This window comes from Curtobacterium sp. S6 (assembly GCF_000710345.2).
Classification (GTDB): Bacteria; Actinomycetota; Actinomycetes; order Actinomycetales; family Micrococcaceae; genus Rothia.
Genome location: NZ_JHEL01000015.1, coordinates 974,620 through 991,348 on the forward strand (window position 1 = coordinate 974,620; position 16,729 = coordinate 991,348).

General features: G+C 64.6%; 18 protein-coding genes. All 18 read right to left on the reverse strand.

The features are described 5' to 3' along the window. Positions 1-41: 41 nt before the first annotated feature. The 18 genes from rpsS to CURSPS6_RS06740 all read right to left on the reverse strand — a co-directional run bounded on the left by rpsS (position 42) and on the right by CURSPS6_RS06740 (position 16,728). Complete coding sequence (rpsS, locus tag CURSPS6_RS06655; RefSeq protein ID WP_030015038.1) at positions 42-323, reverse strand: 30S ribosomal protein S19; 282 nt, start codon at positions 321-323, stop codon at positions 42-44. Between the two features lie 12 nt (positions 324-335). Then, the gene (gene rplB / locus CURSPS6_RS06660) at positions 336-1,175 is read right to left on the reverse strand and encodes a 50S ribosomal protein L2 (RefSeq protein ID WP_030015039.1); all 840 of its coding nucleotides are present in this window, start codon (positions 1,173-1,175) and stop codon (positions 336-338) included. 34 nt (positions 1,176-1,209) lie between these two features. Then, entirely contained in the window at positions 1,210-1,512 is a 303-nt protein-coding gene (rplW, locus tag CURSPS6_RS06665; protein WP_030015040.1) for a 50S ribosomal protein L23, read from the reverse strand. Further along, on the reverse strand, positions 1,509-2,132 hold the full coding sequence (gene rplD / locus CURSPS6_RS06670) for a 50S ribosomal protein L4 (protein ID WP_030015041.1): 624 nt from the start codon (positions 2,130-2,132) through the stop codon (positions 1,509-1,511). The genes rplW and rplD overlap by 4 nt, the downstream gene beginning before the upstream one ends. 5 nt (positions 2,133-2,137) lie before the next feature. Continuing rightward, positions 2,138-2,794, reverse strand: a complete 657-nt coding sequence (gene rplC / locus CURSPS6_RS06675; RefSeq protein WP_030015042.1) for a 50S ribosomal protein L3 — start codon at positions 2,792-2,794, stop codon at positions 2,138-2,140. A 16-nt stretch (positions 2,795-2,810) separates the two neighbouring features. After that, positions 2,811-3,119: a 30S ribosomal protein S10 gene (gene rpsJ, locus CURSPS6_RS06680; RefSeq protein ID WP_030015043.1), complete on the reverse strand. Its 309-nt coding sequence runs from the start codon at positions 3,117-3,119 to the stop codon at positions 2,811-2,813. 461 nt (positions 3,120-3,580) lie between these two features. Next, complete coding sequence (locus CURSPS6_RS06685; protein WP_030015046.1) at positions 3,581-4,210, reverse strand: hypothetical protein; 630 nt, start codon at positions 4,208-4,210, stop codon at positions 3,581-3,583. A gap of 12 nt (positions 4,211-4,222) precedes the next feature. Next, a complete protein-coding gene (locus CURSPS6_RS06690; RefSeq protein WP_051687689.1) occupies positions 4,223-5,836 on the reverse strand; it encodes a GMC oxidoreductase in 1,614 nt (537 codons plus the stop codon). A 234-nt stretch (positions 5,837-6,070) separates the two neighbouring features. After that, a complete protein-coding gene (tuf, locus tag CURSPS6_RS06695; protein WP_030015048.1) occupies positions 6,071-7,261 on the reverse strand; it encodes an elongation factor Tu in 1,191 nt (396 codons plus the stop codon). Between the two features lie 181 nt (positions 7,262-7,442). Next, positions 7,443-9,557 (reverse strand): elongation factor G, encoded by a 2,115-nt coding sequence (fusA, locus tag CURSPS6_RS06700; protein ID WP_030015049.1) that lies wholly within the window; start codon positions 9,555-9,557, stop codon positions 7,443-7,445. 66 nt (positions 9,558-9,623) lie between these two features. Next, positions 9,624-10,094 (reverse strand): 30S ribosomal protein S7, encoded by a 471-nt coding sequence (gene rpsG / locus CURSPS6_RS06705; protein ID WP_030015050.1) that lies wholly within the window; start codon positions 10,092-10,094, stop codon positions 9,624-9,626. Next, the gene (rpsL, locus tag CURSPS6_RS06710) at positions 10,094-10,468 is read right to left on the reverse strand and encodes a 30S ribosomal protein S12 (RefSeq protein WP_030015051.1); all 375 of its coding nucleotides are present in this window, start codon (positions 10,466-10,468) and stop codon (positions 10,094-10,096) included. The genes rpsG and rpsL overlap by 1 nt, the downstream gene beginning before the upstream one ends. A gap of 382 nt (positions 10,469-10,850) precedes the next feature. Next, positions 10,851-11,636, reverse strand: a complete 786-nt coding sequence (locus CURSPS6_RS06715; protein WP_030015052.1) for an IclR family transcriptional regulator domain-containing protein — start codon at positions 11,634-11,636, stop codon at positions 10,851-10,853. Continuing rightward, positions 11,633-12,334, reverse strand: coding sequence for a 3-oxoacid CoA-transferase subunit B (locus CURSPS6_RS06720; protein ID WP_030015053.1), 702 nt, complete (start codon positions 12,332-12,334; stop codon positions 11,633-11,635). The genes CURSPS6_RS06715 and CURSPS6_RS06720 overlap by 4 nt, the downstream gene beginning before the upstream one ends. After that, positions 12,331-13,017: a 3-oxoacid CoA-transferase subunit A gene (locus tag CURSPS6_RS06725; protein WP_030015054.1), complete on the reverse strand. Its 687-nt coding sequence runs from the start codon at positions 13,015-13,017 to the stop codon at positions 12,331-12,333. Before CURSPS6_RS06725 ends, CURSPS6_RS06720 begins: the two co-directional genes overlap by 4 nt. 3 nt (positions 13,018-13,020) lie before the next feature. Then, positions 13,021-14,223 carry a thiolase family protein gene (locus CURSPS6_RS06730; RefSeq protein ID WP_030015055.1) on the reverse strand — a complete coding sequence of 401 codons (1,203 nt, stop codon included), beginning with the start codon at positions 14,221-14,223 and terminating at the stop codon, positions 13,021-13,023. 25 nt (positions 14,224-14,248) lie between these two features. Then, the gene (locus CURSPS6_RS12915; protein WP_030015057.1) at positions 14,249-15,508 is read right to left on the reverse strand and encodes an alpha/beta fold hydrolase; all 1,260 of its coding nucleotides are present in this window, start codon (positions 15,506-15,508) and stop codon (positions 14,249-14,251) included. Further along, positions 15,505-16,728, reverse strand: a complete 1,224-nt coding sequence (locus tag CURSPS6_RS06740; protein WP_051687690.1) for a lyase family protein — start codon at positions 16,726-16,728, stop codon at positions 15,505-15,507. Before CURSPS6_RS06740 ends, CURSPS6_RS12915 begins: the two co-directional genes overlap by 4 nt. Position 16,729: the final 1 nt, after the last annotated feature.

Consider the following 16,729-nt stretch of genomic DNA (forward strand, 5'->3'; position numbering starts at 1 on the left):
TCTTATGCCGAAGAGTGAACGTTGCTAATCGGTTGCCCGATTTAGCGACGCTTACCCTTGCGGTCGTCCTTCACATGGCCGCGGAAAGTCCGCGTGGGAGCGAATTCGCCGAGCTTGTGCCCGACCATCGACTCCGTGATGAACACGGGTACGTGCTTGCGTCCGTCGTGCACTGCGATCGTGTGGCCGAGCATGTCGGGGACGATCATCGAGCGACGGGACCACGTCTTGATGACGTTCTTGCTGCCCTTATCGTTCTGAGCGGCAACCTTCAGGAAGAGGTGCTGGTCGACGAAAGGGCCCTTCTTCAAACTACGAGGCATGTTTCAGGCTCCTTAGCGCTTGTTCTTGCCAGTACGACGACGACGCACGATGAGCTTGTCGCTTTCCTTATTGGGGCGACGGGTGCGTCCCTCGGGCTTGCCGTTCGGGTTGACGGGGTGACGACCACCGGACGTCTTGCCCTCGCCACCACCGTGGGGGTGGTCGACGGGGTTCATGACGACACCGCGGACGGTCGGGCGGATGCCCTTCCAGCGGTTACGACCGGCCTTGCCCCAGCTGATGTTGGTCTGCTCGGCGTTGCCGACCTCGCCAATCGTCGCGCGGCAACGAACGTCAACGTTGCGGATCTCGCCGGAGGGAAGACGGAGCTGTCCGTACTTTCCTTCCTTGGCGACCAGCTGAACCGACGCACCGGCGGAACGTGCCAGCTTGGCACCGCCACCGGGACGCAGCTCGACCGCGTGAATCACGGTACCGACGGGGATGTTGCGCAGCGGCAGGTTATTGCCGGGCTTGATATCCGCGTTGGGGCCGGACTCGACGACGTCGCCCTGCTTCATGCGATTCGGGGCAACGATGTAGCGCTTGGCGCCATCGACATAGTGCAGCAGCGCGATGCGCGCCGTGCGGTTGGGATCGTATTCGATGTGTGCGACGCGGGCATCGATGCCGTCCTTGTCGTGACGACGGAAGTCGATCAAGCGGTATGCGCGCTTGTGTCCGCCGCCCTTGTGACGGGTGGTGATGCGACCGCTGTTGTTGCGTCCGCCGGTCTTGCTGAGCGGACGGATCAACGACTTTTCGGGAGTCGCACGCGTGATTTCTGCGAAGTCGGCAACGCTCGAGCCGCGACGGCCCGGGGTTGTCGGCTTGTATTTACGGATAGCCATAGTTTAGTTCCTCGTTAAAGTGGTCTCCGCGGCGCTAGGCCTGCGGACCGCCGAAGATATCGATGGTGCCTTCGCGCAGGGTCACAATCGCACGCTTGGTGCTCTTGCGGGCGCCCCAGCCGAAGCGAGTACGCTTCCGCTTTCCAGCACGGTTGATGGTGTTGACGGTCGAAACCTTGACGCCGAAGATACGCTCCACGGCATCCTTGATTTCCGACTTATTCGAACGGGTGTCGACCTCGAAGGTGTACTTACCTTCGTCGATCAGCCCGTAGCTCTTCTCCGAGACGACAGGCGCAATGATGACGTCGCGGGGATCCTTGATGGTGGCGCTCACTTGGCGTCCTCCTGGTTCTTTCCAGCCTTGCTGGCGAATGCCACAAATACGTCGAACGCATCCTTGGTGAAGACCACGTCGTCGGCGCGCAACACGTCGTAGGTGTTGAGCTGATCCGCGTACAGAACGTGGGCGAACTCGAGGTTGCGGACGGACAGGGCGACGTTATCTTCCTTGCGGTCGATAACCACCAGCACCTTATTGCGAGAGGTGATGCCCCTCAGGGCTGCCTTGGCGGCCTTGGTGGAGATCTCCTCGACGAGCGAGCTGACCACATGGATGCGGCCGTGATTCGCGCGGTCGGAGAGAGCACCGCGGAGAGCCGCGGCCTTCATCTTCTTCGGGGTGCGCTGCGAGTAGTCACGCGGCACGGGCCCGTGAACGACGCCACCGCCGGTGTGCTGCGGCATGCGGACCGAACCCTGACGGGCGCGGCCGGTGCCCTTCTGCTTGAACGGCTTGCGACCCGAACCGGCGACCTCGCCGCGGTTCTTGGCCTTGTGCGTGCCCTGGCGGGCAGCGGCCAACTGAGCGATGACGACCTGGTGCATCAACGCTTCGTTGGGCTCGACACCGAAGACATCGGCCGGCAGGTCGACCTTGACGGTTTCAGTAGCCATTGGAGTTAGGCTCCCTTCACAGCGGTGCGAACCAGAACCACGCCGTTCTTGGGGCCGGGAATGGCACCCTTGATCAGCAGAACGTTGTTCTCGGTGTCGACACCCTGAATCGTGAGGTTCTGGGTGGTGTGACGGTTGTTGCCCATACGTCCCGCCATGCGCATTCCCTTGAACACGCGGGCGGGGTAAGAGGCGCCGCCGATGGAACCCGGCTTGCGGTGGTTTTTGTGCGCACCGTGCGAGGCGCTCACGCCCTTGAAGCCGTGACGCTTCATCACACCGGCAAAGCCCTTGCCCTTGGTCTTACCCACGACGTCGACGCGCTGGCCAACCTCGAAGATATCGACGGACAGTTCCTGTCCGAGGGAGTACTCAGCGGAGTCGGCAGTGCGGATCTCGACGAGGTGACGACGCGGGGTGGTCCCGGCCTTCTCGAAGTGTCCGGCCAACGGCTTGGTGACCTTGCGGGGGTCGATCGCACCGTAGCCGATCTGGACAGCGTTGTAGCCGTCGGACTCTTGGCCGCGCAGCTGGGTGACGACGTTGGAATCGGCCTTGACGACGGTGACCGGCACAAATTTGCCGTTCTCGTCCCAGACCTGGGTCATGCCAAGCTTGGTGCCCAGCAGGCCCTTCACCTGGCGCTCGAATTTGGTAGTCATTGGGATGAGATCCTCTTTACAGCTTGATTTCGATGTTCACGTCTGCCGGCAGGTCCAGGCGCATGAGCGAGTCAACTGCCTTGGGCGTGGGGTCGACGATGTCGATCAGCCGCTTGTGCGTACGCATCTCAAAGTGCTCGCGGCTGTCCTTGTACTTGTGCGGCGAGCGGATTACGCAGTACACGTTCTTCTCGGTGGGCAGCGGCACGGGGCCGACAACCGTCGCACCTGCGCGCGTCACCGTCTCAACAATCTTCCGGGCCGAAGAGTCGATGACCTCGTGGTCATACGACTTCAGCCGGATGCGGATTTTCTGTCCCGCCATCTGTCGGACTCTCTTTCTTCAAGTACTTCCCTGTGTCGGAACCTCGTGGGTTCCTCTGTATGGCGTCTTCAGGCAGTCCTTCACATCTCAAGGCTTACGCGAAGTGATGTGAATTTCCGGCGCCGCCTCACACGAACTGAATCCGGCATTCCCGGGTTCCTCAATTCGTTGAAGCACCGACCCCCGTACTCGGGCGTGTCGCGCAATGCTCGCGCGATAATCCCTAGCTTCCGGACCGGGTCATTTTGGGCTTGCGCGGATCACCCGTGCGACCAAGAAGGTCGGATGGGGCAATTCAACGCGGACAAGCGCTTGAACAACGTCCTCCATCTTGCCAGAGCTTGTCATGCCTTGGCAACCCATAATTCACGAAGTGGTTAGCGACACACGCGGAAGGCGTGCGATTCCGGGCGGGGCGGCCCCAGCTTCCCAGGCCGAGGGCTCCCCGACACCGATGCCGCCTAGATCCAACCACCAAATCCGGGAACGTATCCCATCTTGTCGTCGCGGGAGGCGGTCGCGCCGCCCTCCCCCGCGGTCTCGACGGTCACCAGGACGTTGAACGTGACGTTGCGGAAGGGTGGGTTCACGAAGTATCGCAGAGGCACATTGATCGCCTGGCCCGGCGAAATGGTGCCGCGATAGGTCACCCCGAAACGCGCCCCTTCCCTGGAACCGATCCGCGTGCGTTCCTCCTGGACACTCACCTGGGCCATCGGCGAGGTCACCTTGAACTGGTTGGCGCCCACCGGGGCATAGTCCGATCCATAGTCTCGCATGGTCACGGTCATGCGGCCGGACGGGTCCGTCACGGGTGCCGTTCCTTCGTTCCTCAGCACGACCGAAGGTGGCAGGGAAGCAAGGGTCCGGACGTTGTTGCCCGTCGCGAATCGGTAGACCGGAACCGTCCGTTCCGGGTCGAAGGTGCCAAAATTCACGGGCGGATCCGACAGCAGCATCCGGAGGCCCGCCCCGGTCGAACTTGCGGCATGGGCCGGGACGAGGCTCGTCGCGGCGATCGCCGGGGCGCTCCACATGATGGCTCCGACGAATCGCCGACGCGGCGTGGCAAGGGTATCTGAATCAGTCATTGACGAATGCTCCTAGAATCGACGGCCCGCGAGGAGCCTGTCCATATTTCTCTCGGCGAGGGCCGTGATGGTCACGAACGGGTTGACGCCGATCTTTCCGGGGATCAGCGAGCCGTCCATCACGAACAGGCCCGGAACGCCCTTGACCTCGCCCGAGAGGTCCGTCACCTCGCCGAGAACGGCACCACCGAGCGGATGATAGGAGAAGTAGTCCGCAAATTCCTGGTGCCTCTCGAAGACGTCGGACCGATAGCTGGTGTTCCTGCTGGCCCGGTTGATGCGGTCGAAGAATGCTCGTGCGGCGTCGACCCCCGGCTTGGCCTTGCCCCTATCCCAGTTCAAGCGCAGGGTGTTGGTCTGGGCGTCCCAGCTGAATTCTCCGTGGTTCGGATTATTCGTGATGGCCAGGTAGACCCCGGTATACAGCTCGATGCCAGTGGGGAACGGCGCGATCTCGGCGAAGACCGACTGCGGGGAGTCGTCCCAGTTGGTCACGCCCATGACCGGGATCGTCGATTGATGCGCGCCGGTCGGCGTGCCCCAGAGGCGCCGCGCGACCATCACGTTCCCGTTGGGGCCCCACCCGCCGCCGAGGCCAGGCGGCAGATGTTTGATCGTCCCCTGGTGCTGGGCCTTCGCGAGGAGCCGCGCCGTGCCGATCGATCCGGCCGCGAGGACCACGCGGTCATAGGTCGCGGTGCGCTCCTCGAGGAGGCTTCCCCAGAAGTCGATCCTCCGCAGGCTGAGGTCAAAGGCACCGTCGGGCCGCTGAGTCAGCCGCGTCACCTCGGTCATCGGCATGAGGTTGACGCGCCCGGTCGCCAACGCCTCCCGAAGGATCGATTTGGGCAGGGAATTCTTGCCATAGTTGTTGCCGAACATCACCTCCGCCGCCAGGGCCGACCGAGGCACCTGCCCGAAGGTTTCCCGGCGCAGATAGTCGAAGTCGTACACGTTCGGAACCATGCGGTGCCCGTAGCCGGCCCGCTTGGCCTGCTGCGCGCTGACTCGCGCGAACTGGTACCACGGGGAATTCAGCACGATATCCGCGGGCGGGTCGGTCACGATCAGGTTCCGCCGCGCCCTCGGGAAGTACGTCGAGTACATTTCTTCGGCGTCGACCTGCGGAAGGACCTTCTCGAAGAAAGAGCGCACTGGCGTCACGGCCATGCCGCCGTTGACCAGGGACCCGCCGCCGACGCCGCGCCCCACGTACACCTTCATCTCGGCGAAGGTTTCGACGTCCAGCACGCCGGCGCCGGGCTTGATGGGGCGGTTCACGATATCCATGCCACCCAGGTAGCTGAACGGCATGTCGGTTCGGCGTTTAAACCACATCGAGCGTTCGTTGGGCGACCGCATGGAAGTGAAGACAGCGCCCTTGCCGGACGCCATGGCCTCCCAGTCCGCCCCCATTTCGATGAGATCGACCCGACGCCCCGCCTGGGCGAGGCTCCGGGCCGCCACGGCTCCCCCGTATCCAGAGCCGATGATGGCGATTCGGGGGCCGGTGCGCACCTCGGCCGGGGTGGCCAGTGCGGGCTCCGCCGCGGCCCCGAGCGCAACTCCGGCGCCGGCGGCCACGGTGGTGGTGACGAATGTTCGACGAGAAAGTGACGGAGACAATTCGACTGCTTTCCTCATGAATTGTTCGGCCACGGCTCCGAGAGAGCCGAGCTTTCACGGAAGAATGGGTTATTCAACTTTTAATCAGATGGACACCAAGATACTCCCGACCGCATCGCACCGCCACCAATCCGGCGTCGAGGGCACGCAAAAGGGCCCCGGCATAGCCGGGGCCCTTGAGGTCCGAATTTCAGGAACGACTAGTCATTCCCGGTTCGGCATCATCACCGAAGACTACTTGGTGATCTTGGTAACGCGACCCGAACCAACGGTGCGGCCACCCTCGCGGATAGCGAAGCCGAGGCCCTCTTCCATAGCGATGGGCTGGATCAGCTCAACGCTCATCTCGGTGTTGTCGCCGGGCATAACCATCTCGGTGCCCTCGGGCAGCGTGATGACACCGGTGACGTCCGTGGTGCGGAAGTAGAACTGCGGACGGTAGTTCGAGTAGAACGGGTTGTGACGGCCACCCTCGTCCTTCGAGAGGATGTAGACGTTCGCCTCGAAGTTGGTGTGCGGGGTGATCGAGCCGGGGGCTGCGACAACCTGGCCACGCTCGACATCGTCGCGCTTGAGGCCACGAAGGAGCAGACCACAGTTCTCGCCGGCCCATGCCTCGTCGAGCTGCTTGTGGAACATCTCGATACCGGTCACGGTGGTCTTCTGAAGGTCGCGGATACCGATGATCTCGACATCCGAGTTGAGCTTCAGGGTACCGCGCTCTGCACGGCCGGTCACGACGGTGCCGCGGCCGGTAATCGTGAAGACGTCCTCGATCGGCATGAGGAAGGGCTTGTCCTTGTCGCGGACCGGGTCCGGAATGAACTCGTCCACGGCCTCCATGAGGTCCTCAACCGACTTGACCCACTTCTCGTCGCCCTCGAGGGCCTTGAGAGCGGACACGCGGATGACGGGAGCGTTGTCGCCGTCGAACTCCTGCGAGGACAGCAGTTCGCGGACCTCCATCTCGACGAGATCCAGGAGCTCCTCGTCCTCAACCATGTCGGACTTGTTCAAGGCGACGAGGAGGGAGGGGACGCCGACCTGACGGGCGAGCAGAACGTGCTCGCGAGTCTGGGCCATGGGGCCGTCGGTAGCGGCGACCACGAGGATTGCGCCGTCCATCTGGGCAGCACCGGTGATCATGTTCTTGACGTAGTCAGCGTGACCGGGGGCGTCAACGTGTGCGTAGTGACGCTTGTCGGTCTGGTACTCGATGTGAGCGATGTTGATGGTAATGCCGCGCTGCCGCTCCTCGGGAGCGGAGTCGATCATACCGAAGTCCTGCTTCTCGTTCAGGTCCGGGAACTTGGTCGCCAGAACCTGAGAGATGGCCGCCGTCAGCGTGGTCTTACCGTGGTCAACGTGACCGATGGTACCGATGTTGACGTGCGGCTTGGAGCGCTCGAACTTTGCCTTAGCCACTATGTTCCTCCTAGAACGTTTGATGGAAGCTTGCGCTGGCTTTCTGCGCAGTCCGTGGTTGAAGACGGATTCCTGATCAACAATAACGGAAAAGACTTCCCGTATGAAAACCAGCGCAAGCTTCCGAGGCTGTATTTGATGGATTAGGTCAGCGGCCCAGAAGAGCCGCCGTGCTGCAGAATTATTCTCCGCGGCTCTTCTGGATGATTTCCTCGGCGACGGCCTTCGGAACCTCTGAGTAGCTATCGAAGGTCATCGAGTACACCGCGCGGCCCTGCGTCTTGGAACGCAGGTCGCCGATGTAGCCGAACATTTCGGACAGCGGAACCAGAGCCGAGACCAGCTTGACGCCGGCGACATCTTCCATGGACTGGATGTGGCCACGGCGCGAATTCAGGTCGCCGATGACGTCACCCATGTACTCCTCCGGAGTACGGACCTCGACGGCCATCAGCGGCTCGAGCAGTACCGGGTTGGCGCGACGAGCGCCTTCCTTGAATACCATCGAACCGGCGATCTTGAAGGCCATCTCGGAGGAGTCGACGTCGTGGTAGGCGCCGTCCACCAGGGTGGCCTTCACACCAACCACGGGGTATCCCGCGAGAATGCCGAGCTGCATCGCATCCTGGATGCCGGCATCCACCGACGGAATGTATTCACGGGGCACGCGGCCACCGGTGATCTTATCCTCGAACTCGTAGAGCTCTTCGGAGTCGAGCGCGATCGGCTCGAAGTTCATCTGCACCTTAGCGAACTGACCGGAACCACCGGTCTGCTTCTTGTGGGTGTAGTCGACCTTCTCGACGGCCTTCTTGATCGTCTCGCGGTAAGCAACCTGCGGCTTGCCCACGTTCGCCTCCACGCGGAATTCGCGCTTCATGCGGTCCACGAGGACGTCCAGGTGAAGCTCGCCCATGCCGCCGATCTCGGTCTGGCCGGTCTCGTCGTTGAGGTTGACCGTGAAGGTCGGGTCCTCAGCGGAGAGCTTCTGGATAGCCGTCGAGAGCTTTTCCTGGTCGCTCTTGGTCTTCGGCTCGATGGCCACGAAGATCACGGGCTTGGGGAAGGTCATCGACTCGAGAACGATCGGGTTGGCCTGATCGCACAGGGTGTCGCCGGTCGTGGTCTCCTTGAGGCCGATCGCGGCGTAGATGTGACCCGCCTGGATCTCCTCGACCGGATTCTCCTTGTTGGAGTGCATCTGGAAGAGCTTGCCGATGCGCTCACGACGCTGCTTGGTCGAGTTGAGCACCTGCTGGCCGGAGCTGGCCACACCCGAGTAAACGCGGATGTAGGTCAGCTGACCGTAGAACGGGTGGGCCGCAACCTTGAACGCGAGAGCGGAGAACGGCTCGTCCTTGGCCGGACGACGGGTCAGCTCGACCTCTTCGTCCTTGGGATCGTGGCCGATCATCGGCGGCACGTTCAGCGGCGAGGGCAGGTAATCGATCACGGCGTCGAGCATGGGCTGCACACCGCGGTTCTTGAAGGCCGAGCCACAGAACACGGGGTACGCGGCGTTGTCGACGGTCAGCTGGCGGATGCCATCCTTGAGCTCGTCGATCGTCAGCTCTTCACCCTCGAGGTACTTCTCCATGAGCTCCTCGGAGGACTCGGCAACCTGCTCGACGAGCTTGTTGCGGTACTCCTCGGCACGCTCCTGAAGGTCCGCGGGGATTTCCTGGGTCTCGTAGGACTGTCCGAGCGTGACGTCACCCTTGGCGTCGCCGTGCCAGACGTAGGCCTTCATCTCGAGCAGATCCACCACGCCGACGAAGTCGTTCTCTGCACCGATGGGCAGCTGCATCACGAGCGGGGTAGCACCGAGGCGCTTGATGATCGTGTCCACGGTGAAGTAGAAATCCGCGCCGAGCTTGTCCATCTTGTTGACGAAGCAGATGCGGGGGACCTCGTACTTGTCCGCCTGACGCCACACGGTTTCGGACTGCGGCTCAACGCCTTCCTTACCGTCGAAGACGGCAACGGCGCCGTCGAGCACGCGGAGCGAACGCTCCACCTCGACGGTGAAGTCGACGTGACCCGGGGTGTCGATGATGTTGATCTGGTTGTTCTTCCAGAAGCACGTGGTCGCCGCGGACGTGATGGTGATGCCGCGTTCCTGTTCCTGGGCCATCCAGTCCATCGTGGATGCACCGTCGTGGGTCTCACCGATCTTGTGGTTGATACCGGTGTAGTACAGGATGCGTTCGGTAGTGGTGGTCTTGCCGGCATCGATGTGGGCCATGATGCCGATATTGCGGACCTTGTTCAGGTCGGTAAGCACGTCAAGTGCCACGATGTGTCCCTTTCAGGTGGATCAGCCGGAAGGCCCGCCCGAATCGAGCGGGCCAACAGGATGAAATTACCAGCGATAGTGTGCGAAGGCCTTGTTGGACTCGGCCATCTTGTGGGTATCTTCGCGACGCTTCACAGCGGCACCGAGACCATTGGAGGCATCCATGATCTCGTTCATCAGGCGCTCGGTCATGGTCTTCTCGCGGCGAAGCTTGGAGAAGCCCACGAGCCAACGCAGGGCCAGGGCGGTCGAACGGCCCGAACGGACCTCGACCGGAACCTGGTAGGTTGCGCCGCCGACGCGGCGGGAACGGACCTCGAGGGAAGGCTTGATGTTGTCCATCGCCTTCTTGAGGGTGGTGACTGCGTCGGAACCGGTCTTCTGAGCCACGCCTTCGAGGGCACCGTAGACGATGCGCTCGGCGGTGGACTTCTTGCCGTCCTGCAGGACCTTGTTGATCAGCTGCGTCACGAGCGGGGATCCGTAGACGGGATCGACGACGAGCGGACGCTTGGGGGCGGGACCCTTACGAGGCATTACTTCTTCTCCTTCTTGACGCCGTAGCGCGAACGAGCCTGGCCGCGGTTCTTGACACCCTGGGTGTCCAGCGCGCCACGGACGATGCGGTAGCGAACACCGGGGAGGTCCTTCACACGACCGCCGCGAACGAGCACGATCGAGTGCTCCTGGAGGTTGTGACCCTCGCCCGGGATGTATGCCGTGACCTCGATGCCGCCGTTGAGCTTGACGCGAGCGACCTTACGCAGAGCGGAGTTCGGCTTCTTGGGGGTGGTGGTGTACACGCGGGTGCAAACGCCGCGCTTCATGGGGCTGCCCTTAAGCGCGGGCGCCTTGGTCTTGACGACCTTGGGAGTCCGGCCCTTGCGGACCAGCTGCTGAATTGTAGGCAATTTCGAGTTCTCCGTTTGATCTTGGCGGCCCTCGCGGGTCGCCTTGAAATGTATGCCTCGTGCGGTGTGAGCCGCGCTGAGGGCACTGATAACCGGTCTAGCGTTATCGGTAAATGGGCATAGTTAACTGATGGCATTTTGGCACAAAAATAAAAAAGAGTGCCAGAGGACCGTATCCATACCTGCCATTGATTCTGAAGCCCATCCCGGTCGCGTACCGCGGTGATTCCGCCGACCACGCTGTTCGGAGAGAATACCGTCAACGTCCTGGTCGGAGCTACCTCGCACAGCACACTCGCACTGAGACTGAGTACTTCGGCATCAACACTACCCCAGATCCCCCGACTTGGCGAACGCATGTGGCGCACACAACGCCGGTGGTTCAGGGCTGAACGCTGAGGCCAACGCCTGATCGATACGCGTGTCCGATCCGCCGAGCGGTTTCCTCCAGGCGCGGAACGATGTGCTCGACCATCGTGTCCGCGCGGGCGTTCTCCGTGCCGACGCGCATGGACACGTTGATCGCCGCGATGTGGGCGCCGCGGGCGTCCTTGACCGGCGCGGCGACGGATCGAAGCCCCATCTCGAGCTCCTGATCGACCATCTCCCAGCCCCGCTCCCGCGCGCGTCGGATGCGGGTGCGCAGATCCTGCACGTCGGTGATGGTCCGATCCGTGATGCTCTCCGGCCGCTGCCGAGCCAGGTATTCCTCGAGGCGGTCCTCGGATAGTCCGCTCAGCAGGACGCGACCCATGGACGTCGCGTGGGCCGGAAAGCTCGTCCCGACGCTGATCGCCACGTGCATGATGCGACGCGCGTGGACACGGGCCACGTAGATGATGTCGTCGCCCTCCAGGACCGACATCGAGGTCGACTCCCCGATCCTGCCCGAGAGCTCCCGGAGATGCGGGTACGCCAGGTCGGGCAGGGAGAGGCTCGACAGGTAGGAGTAGCCGATGCCCAACACGGTCGGGCTCAATCGGAATTCCTTGTCGACCTGGTGAACATAGCCGAGGTCGACCAGGGTGTGCAGGAACCTCCGGGCGGTGGCCCGCGTGAGGTCCGTCCGTTGGGCCACCTCGGACAGCGACATGCTCGCGTGGTCGGCGTCGAAGGCCCGCAGGACCGAGATCCCACGGGCCAGCGACTGCACGAAGGCGTCGCTCATCGGGTCGAGGCCTCTTCCGAGGCCCCACCGAGCGGGCCCAGCAGTTCGACGTCGAGCTCTTCGGCGAGTTCCGCCGCGGTCACGCCGAAGGTCTCGCGCACGTGCACGCCGTCGGCGGCGATGTCGAAAACGGCCGCTTCCGTGTAGACCCGTGAGACGCACCCCACGCCGGTCCGGGGAAAGGTGCACTCCGGGACGAATTTGGCCGAACCGTCCTTGGATCGAAGGTTCATCATGACGAACGTCTGCTTGGCGCCGATCGCCAGGTCCATGGCCCCTCCGACCGCGGGAATCGCCCCGGGTTCCCCGGTGGACCAGTTGGCGAGGTCGCCGTTGGCCGCGACCTGGAAGGCACCCAGGACGCAGATATCCAAGTGACCGCCGCGCATCATGGCGAACGAATCCGCGTGATGGAAATACGAGGTCCCCGGGGTCTCCAGGACCGGGATCTTGCCCGCGTTGATCAGGTCGGGGTCGATATCCTCCCCGTGGGCCTCGGGCCCCATGCCCAACATGCCGTTTTCGGTGTGCAGGGTCACGCCTTGGTCGACGTCGAGGTAGTCGGCGACCTTAGTCGGCTGGCCGATCCCCAGGTTCACGAAGGCCCCCGTGGGGATGTCGCGGGCCACCGTCTGGGCCATGTCTTCGCGGGTCAGGGCCGACTCGCGCGTCTGAGGGGTCTCTGTCACCGTGCTCATGCCTGGTCACCTTTCTGCGTCTGGGGGTCGATCGCGACGACGGTATCCACATAGATCCCGGGGGTCACGACCGCTTCCGGGTCCAATCGGCCGGTCTCGACCCTTTCGGCCACCTGAACGATGGAGTGCCGCGCGGCGGAGGCCATGATCGGCCCAAAGTTCCGGGCGGTCTTGCGATACGTCAGGTTGCCGACGCCATCGCTCGTCTGCGCCTTGGTCAGCGAGAAATCCGCCCGCAGGGGCCGCTCCAGGACGTAGTGAACGCCGTCGATCTCCCGGGTTTCTTTTCCTTCCGCGAGTTGGGTGCCGTAGCCGGTCGGCGTGAAGAATCCCCCGATCCCCGCCCCGGCGGCGCGGATCCTCTCGGCGAGATTGCCCTGAGGCACCAGCTCCAGCTCGATCTCCCCGGCCCGATATTTTTCATCAAAATGCCAGGAGTCCTTTTGGCGGGGGAAGGAACAGATGACCTTGCTGACGCGTCCGAGCTGGATCAGGCGGGCCAGGCCCACGTCCCCGTTGCCAGCGTTATTGTTGACCACCGTCAGGTGCCTCGCGCCCTGGTCGATCAACGCATCGATGAGTTCCACGGGTTGCCCGGCCACCCCGAATCCGCCGATCATCACGGTCGATCCATCGGTGATGTGTCGGACGGCCTCGGTCGCGGTCTGCGCGAATTCCGTCATGGTTCAGTTCTTCCCTTCAACGTTTTCGAGGACGACGGCCAATCCCTGGCCGACGCCGATGCAGATCGCCGCGACGCCCCAGCGCCGGCCCGACGCCTGGAGTGAACGCGCGAGCGTGCCCAGAATGCGGGTTCCTGAGGCACCCAGGGGATGCCCGATCGCGATGGCCCCGCCGTGGCGGTTCACGATCATCGGATCGATGTCCCACGCGCGAATGCACGCGAGGGACTGGGCGGCGAAGGCCTCGTTGAGTTCGACGGCCCCGACCTGGCTCCAGTCGATCCCCGCCTGTTCGAGCGCGCGGTGGGCCGCTTCGACCGGCGCGTATCCAAAGAATTGCGGTTCGTTGGCCGCGGTCCCGCGTCCGGCGATGCGGGCAATCGGCGCACGCCCAATGCGGTCGGCGGCCTTCTCGTTGCCGAGCAGCACGGCCGAGGCGCCGTCGTTGAGGGGCGAGGCGTTCCCCGCGGTGACCCGCCCGCCGTCGCGGCGGAAGACCGTCTTGAGCCCGGCCAGGGTCTCCGGGGTGCTCCCCGGCCGCAACGACTCGTCGCGTTCGAGGTCGGTCCCGGGCATCTGCTCGACCAAGTCGTCGTAGAATCCTTCGTCCCAGGCCGAGGCCGTGCGCTGGTGCGAGGTCGCGGCGAACTCGTCCATGTCCTCGCGTTCGACGCCGTAGCGATCGGCCAGCCGTTCCGTGGCCTCTCCCAGGGACACGGTCCAGTCCTCTTCCATCCGCGGGTTCACGAGCCGCCACCCGAGCGTGGTCGAGGCCAGGTTGAGGTCCCCCGCGGGGAACGGCTTGCTCGTCTTGGGCAGGACCCAGGGCGCCCGAGACATCGACTCGACGCCGCCGGCGACGACGATCTCGGCGTCACCGACCGCGATGGACCGGCTCGCCTGCATGGCGGCGTCCAGCGAGGAGCCGCAGAGACGGTTGATCGTGGTTCCCGGCGTCGATACCGGGAATCCGGCCAAGAGCGCCGCCATTCGGGCCACGTTGCGGTTCTCCTCCCCCGCCCCGTTGGCATTGCCGAGCATGACCTCGGAAACCTCCGCGGCGTCGAGGGCCTCGGAGCGCTCGACCGCACGGCGCACCACGAAGGCCGCCAGATCATCGGGGCGCGTGCCGGACAGGGCGCCTCCGTATTTGCCAAAGGGCGTCCGGACCGCGTCGTAGATAAAAGTTGCGGTGGGGTCGGTCATGAGGTTCCTCCTGGTAGGCGCAGGTTCAGCTGATCTCGCCAAGATCGCGCAGGACGGCCTGCGCGCGGGCGAATGCGGTATTGGCTGCGGGGACGCCGCAGTAGATCGCCGATTGCAGGATGATCTCCTGAATCTGCGCGATGCTCACGTCGTTGCGGCGGGCCGCCTTGACGTGCATCTCGAATTCGGACCAGTGGCCCAGGGCGATCATCGCGGTCAACGTGACGGCGCTGCGCGTTTTGCGATCCAGCCCTGGCCGGGTCCAGATCTCTCCCCAGGCGTACCGGGAGATGAGGTCCTGGAAGGGCTCCGTGAAGGACGTGGTCGCGGATTCCGCGCGATCCACGTGCTCATCGGAGAGGACCTGGCGGCGAACCGCCATACCGTCCGCCTTGACCTCGTCGCGGGTCCTCGAAGGATCCGGCAGCGCGCCTGCCCCCGGCCCCGCGGTCGCGGAGCTTTCGGGCAGGTCGCGGAAGAATTCGGTCAGGTCCGCCGCGGCTTGGTCCGGAACCTCGGCGACCGCGAGATGCGACGCGTCGAGGTAGACCGCGGAGCGTCCCGCCTGGACCCCCTCGGCGATTTCCTGGAGGGATTCGGGCGGCGTCGCGGGGTCGTGACCGCCCGCGATGGTCAGCACCGGGACGTCGATCTCGGACAACCTCTCGCGGACGTCATAGACCGCCAGGGCACGACACACCAGGCCGTAATTGGCCCGGTCGGCCTCCTGCAGGCTGTGCAGAAGTTCGGTGCCCACCACGGGCTGTTGGTCGAGGAACCCGGGGGCGAACCAGGTCTTCGCGGAATTGATCACCTGCGTCGGCGTGCCCGAACCCTCCACGAGTTCGGCGCGGCCGATCCAGCTCTCCGCCTGGCCGATTCTGGCGCCCGTGCAGATCGCCGCCAGGCCCTTGAGCTCCTCGCCGTGGGCCAGGGCCAGGGCGAGACCGACCGCTCCGCCGACCGAGACCCCCGCATACAGGTAACTCTCCTGGGGGCTGCCTCGTTCGGCACGGATCCGATCGGCCAGCCGGTGCACGCCTTCGGCAAGCTCCTCGACCGTGAAAGGCTCGCTCACGGGCGTGCCCCGCCCGTGCCCGGGCAGTTCCCAGCCGACGACGTCGTAGTCCTCCCGCAGGTGCTCCGCGGCCGGGGCCCACAGCGGCGTCACGGACGTCCCGAGGGACGGACCGACGATCAGCAGGGGTTTCGCCCGCCGCGAGGATGATTCCTCGCCGTCGAGATTGCTTCCGAGGGCCACCGAGGTCAGGTCCGGTACCGTCATGATTGCTCCTTTGCTGTGGTCCATCGGCGGGCGGCCGCGCGGGCCTGGTCCGCGCTGTTTCCCGTGTCCCGGCCCGCGGCCGAGGCCCCGTCGAGGTTGAGATTTCGGGTCATCGCCTCGGGATCGACGATGAGTCCGTCCGCCAGTTCCGCCGTCAGGGACGTCGCGATCAGCCCGTGGCGTGCGATCGTGCGTATCGGCTCCCATTCCAGGTGCCACGCGAGCTCCGACCGTTCCTCGACCGCGAGGGCCTCCGACTCGATCAGGGCGCCGACCGCGCGCGAGGCCGCGACCCCGGACCGGCGGATCAGAATCGACAGGGTGGGATTCCGCTTGTGCGCCATCGCCGAGGAACCGCCACGGCCCTCGGCGGCCGGTTCGGCGAGCTCGGAGATCTCGTTGCGCGAGGAGATCACGACGTCGCCGGCCATTTTGGCGCAGGCGGCGGCGGCTCGGGCCATGGGCTCGACCGCATCGATCATGGGGCGGCGCCGCGTGTGCCAGACCTGATCGGCGGCGGGCCCGTTGAGACCCAATCGGCGCGCCCAGAAGAGCCCGAGCCGATCCCCCAACGACATGTCCAGGGCCAAGTCGGCGGCCGTGGATTCCAGGCCCAGCGCCGCGCGGTGGGTTCCGGCGGCGCCGCCGCCGGAAACGGGCAACCACGTGTGCTCGGGATCCGTCTGCCGGTAGGCGGCCGCGACGCCGTCGAGCCATCGACCGGCCCGGGCGCCAAAGGTCGTCGGCAGGGCGTGCTGGCCCAGCGTCCGGGCGATCATCTGCGTTTCGGCGTGTTCGGCGCATAGCCGGGCCAAGGAATCCCCGGTGCGACCCAGCGCATCGTGGCATCCCGCCAACGCCGAGGCGATGACGCTCATGAGCGCCGTATCCATCACGTCTTGGCTGGTCAATGCCCGATGAACGGCCACGGCGGCCTCTTCCGAGACCCGCTGCCCGACCGCGCGACGCAACATCGCGACGAGCCCGATCACGGGGTTTCCCCCGCCTTCGGCACCGCTCGCGAGGGCCTCCTGGTCGATCTCTGCCTGCTCGATCGCGGAGGCGATGCGGGCGGCCAAAGGCGGATCCAGCACCCCGGCGTCGGCCTGGGCACGAACCCACTCGGCTTCCGTGGACACCAGCGCCCGGAGCACCGCGTCGTCCCCGACCACGGGCTCGGCGCGCTGCCCACCGGGGATCAGGAGATCACTGAAGGACATG

Excerpts from the sequence above, each read along its gene's own strand:
- CURSPS6_RS06740 (WP_051687690.1), bottom strand. The coding sequence starts at position 16,728 with ATGTCCTTCAGTGATCTCCTGATCCCCGGTGGGCAGCGCGCCGAGCCC.
- CURSPS6_RS12915 (WP_030015057.1), bottom strand. The coding sequence starts at position 15,508 with ATGACGGTACCGGACCTGACCTCGGTGGCCCTCGGAAGCAATCTCGAC.
- rplD (WP_030015041.1), bottom strand. The coding sequence starts at position 2,132 with ATGGCTACTGAAACCGTCAAGGTCGACCTGCCGGCCGATGTCTTCGGT.
- CURSPS6_RS06725 (WP_030015054.1), bottom strand. The coding sequence starts at position 13,017 with ATGACGGAATTCGCGCAGACCGCGACCGAGGCCGTCCGACACATCACC.
- CURSPS6_RS06720 (WP_030015053.1), bottom strand. The coding sequence starts at position 12,334 with ATGAGCACGGTGACAGAGACCCCTCAGACGCGCGAGTCGGCCCTGACC.
- rpsJ (WP_030015043.1), bottom strand. The coding sequence starts at position 3,119 with ATGGCGGGACAGAAAATCCGCATCCGGCTGAAGTCGTATGACCACGAG.
- CURSPS6_RS06730 (WP_030015055.1), bottom strand. The coding sequence starts at position 14,223 with ATGACCGACCCCACCGCAACTTTTATCTACGACGCGGTCCGGACGCCC.
- rpsS (WP_030015038.1), bottom strand. The coding sequence starts at position 323 with ATGCCTCGTAGTTTGAAGAAGGGCCCTTTCGTCGACCAGCACCTCTTC.
- rpsG (WP_030015050.1), bottom strand. The coding sequence starts at position 10,094 with ATGCCTCGTAAGGGTCCCGCCCCCAAGCGTCCGCTCGTCGTCGATCCC.
- CURSPS6_RS06685 (WP_030015046.1), bottom strand. The coding sequence starts at position 4,210 with ATGACTGATTCAGATACCCTTGCCACGCCGCGTCGGCGATTCGTCGGA.
- rplB (WP_030015039.1), bottom strand. The coding sequence starts at position 1,175 with ATGGCTATCCGTAAATACAAGCCGACAACCCCGGGCCGTCGCGGCTCG.
- CURSPS6_RS06715 (WP_030015052.1), bottom strand. The coding sequence starts at position 11,636 with ATGAGCGACGCCTTCGTGCAGTCGCTGGCCCGTGGGATCTCGGTCCTG.
- rplC (WP_030015042.1), bottom strand. The coding sequence starts at position 2,794 with ATGACTACCAAATTCGAGCGCCAGGTGAAGGGCCTGCTGGGCACCAAG.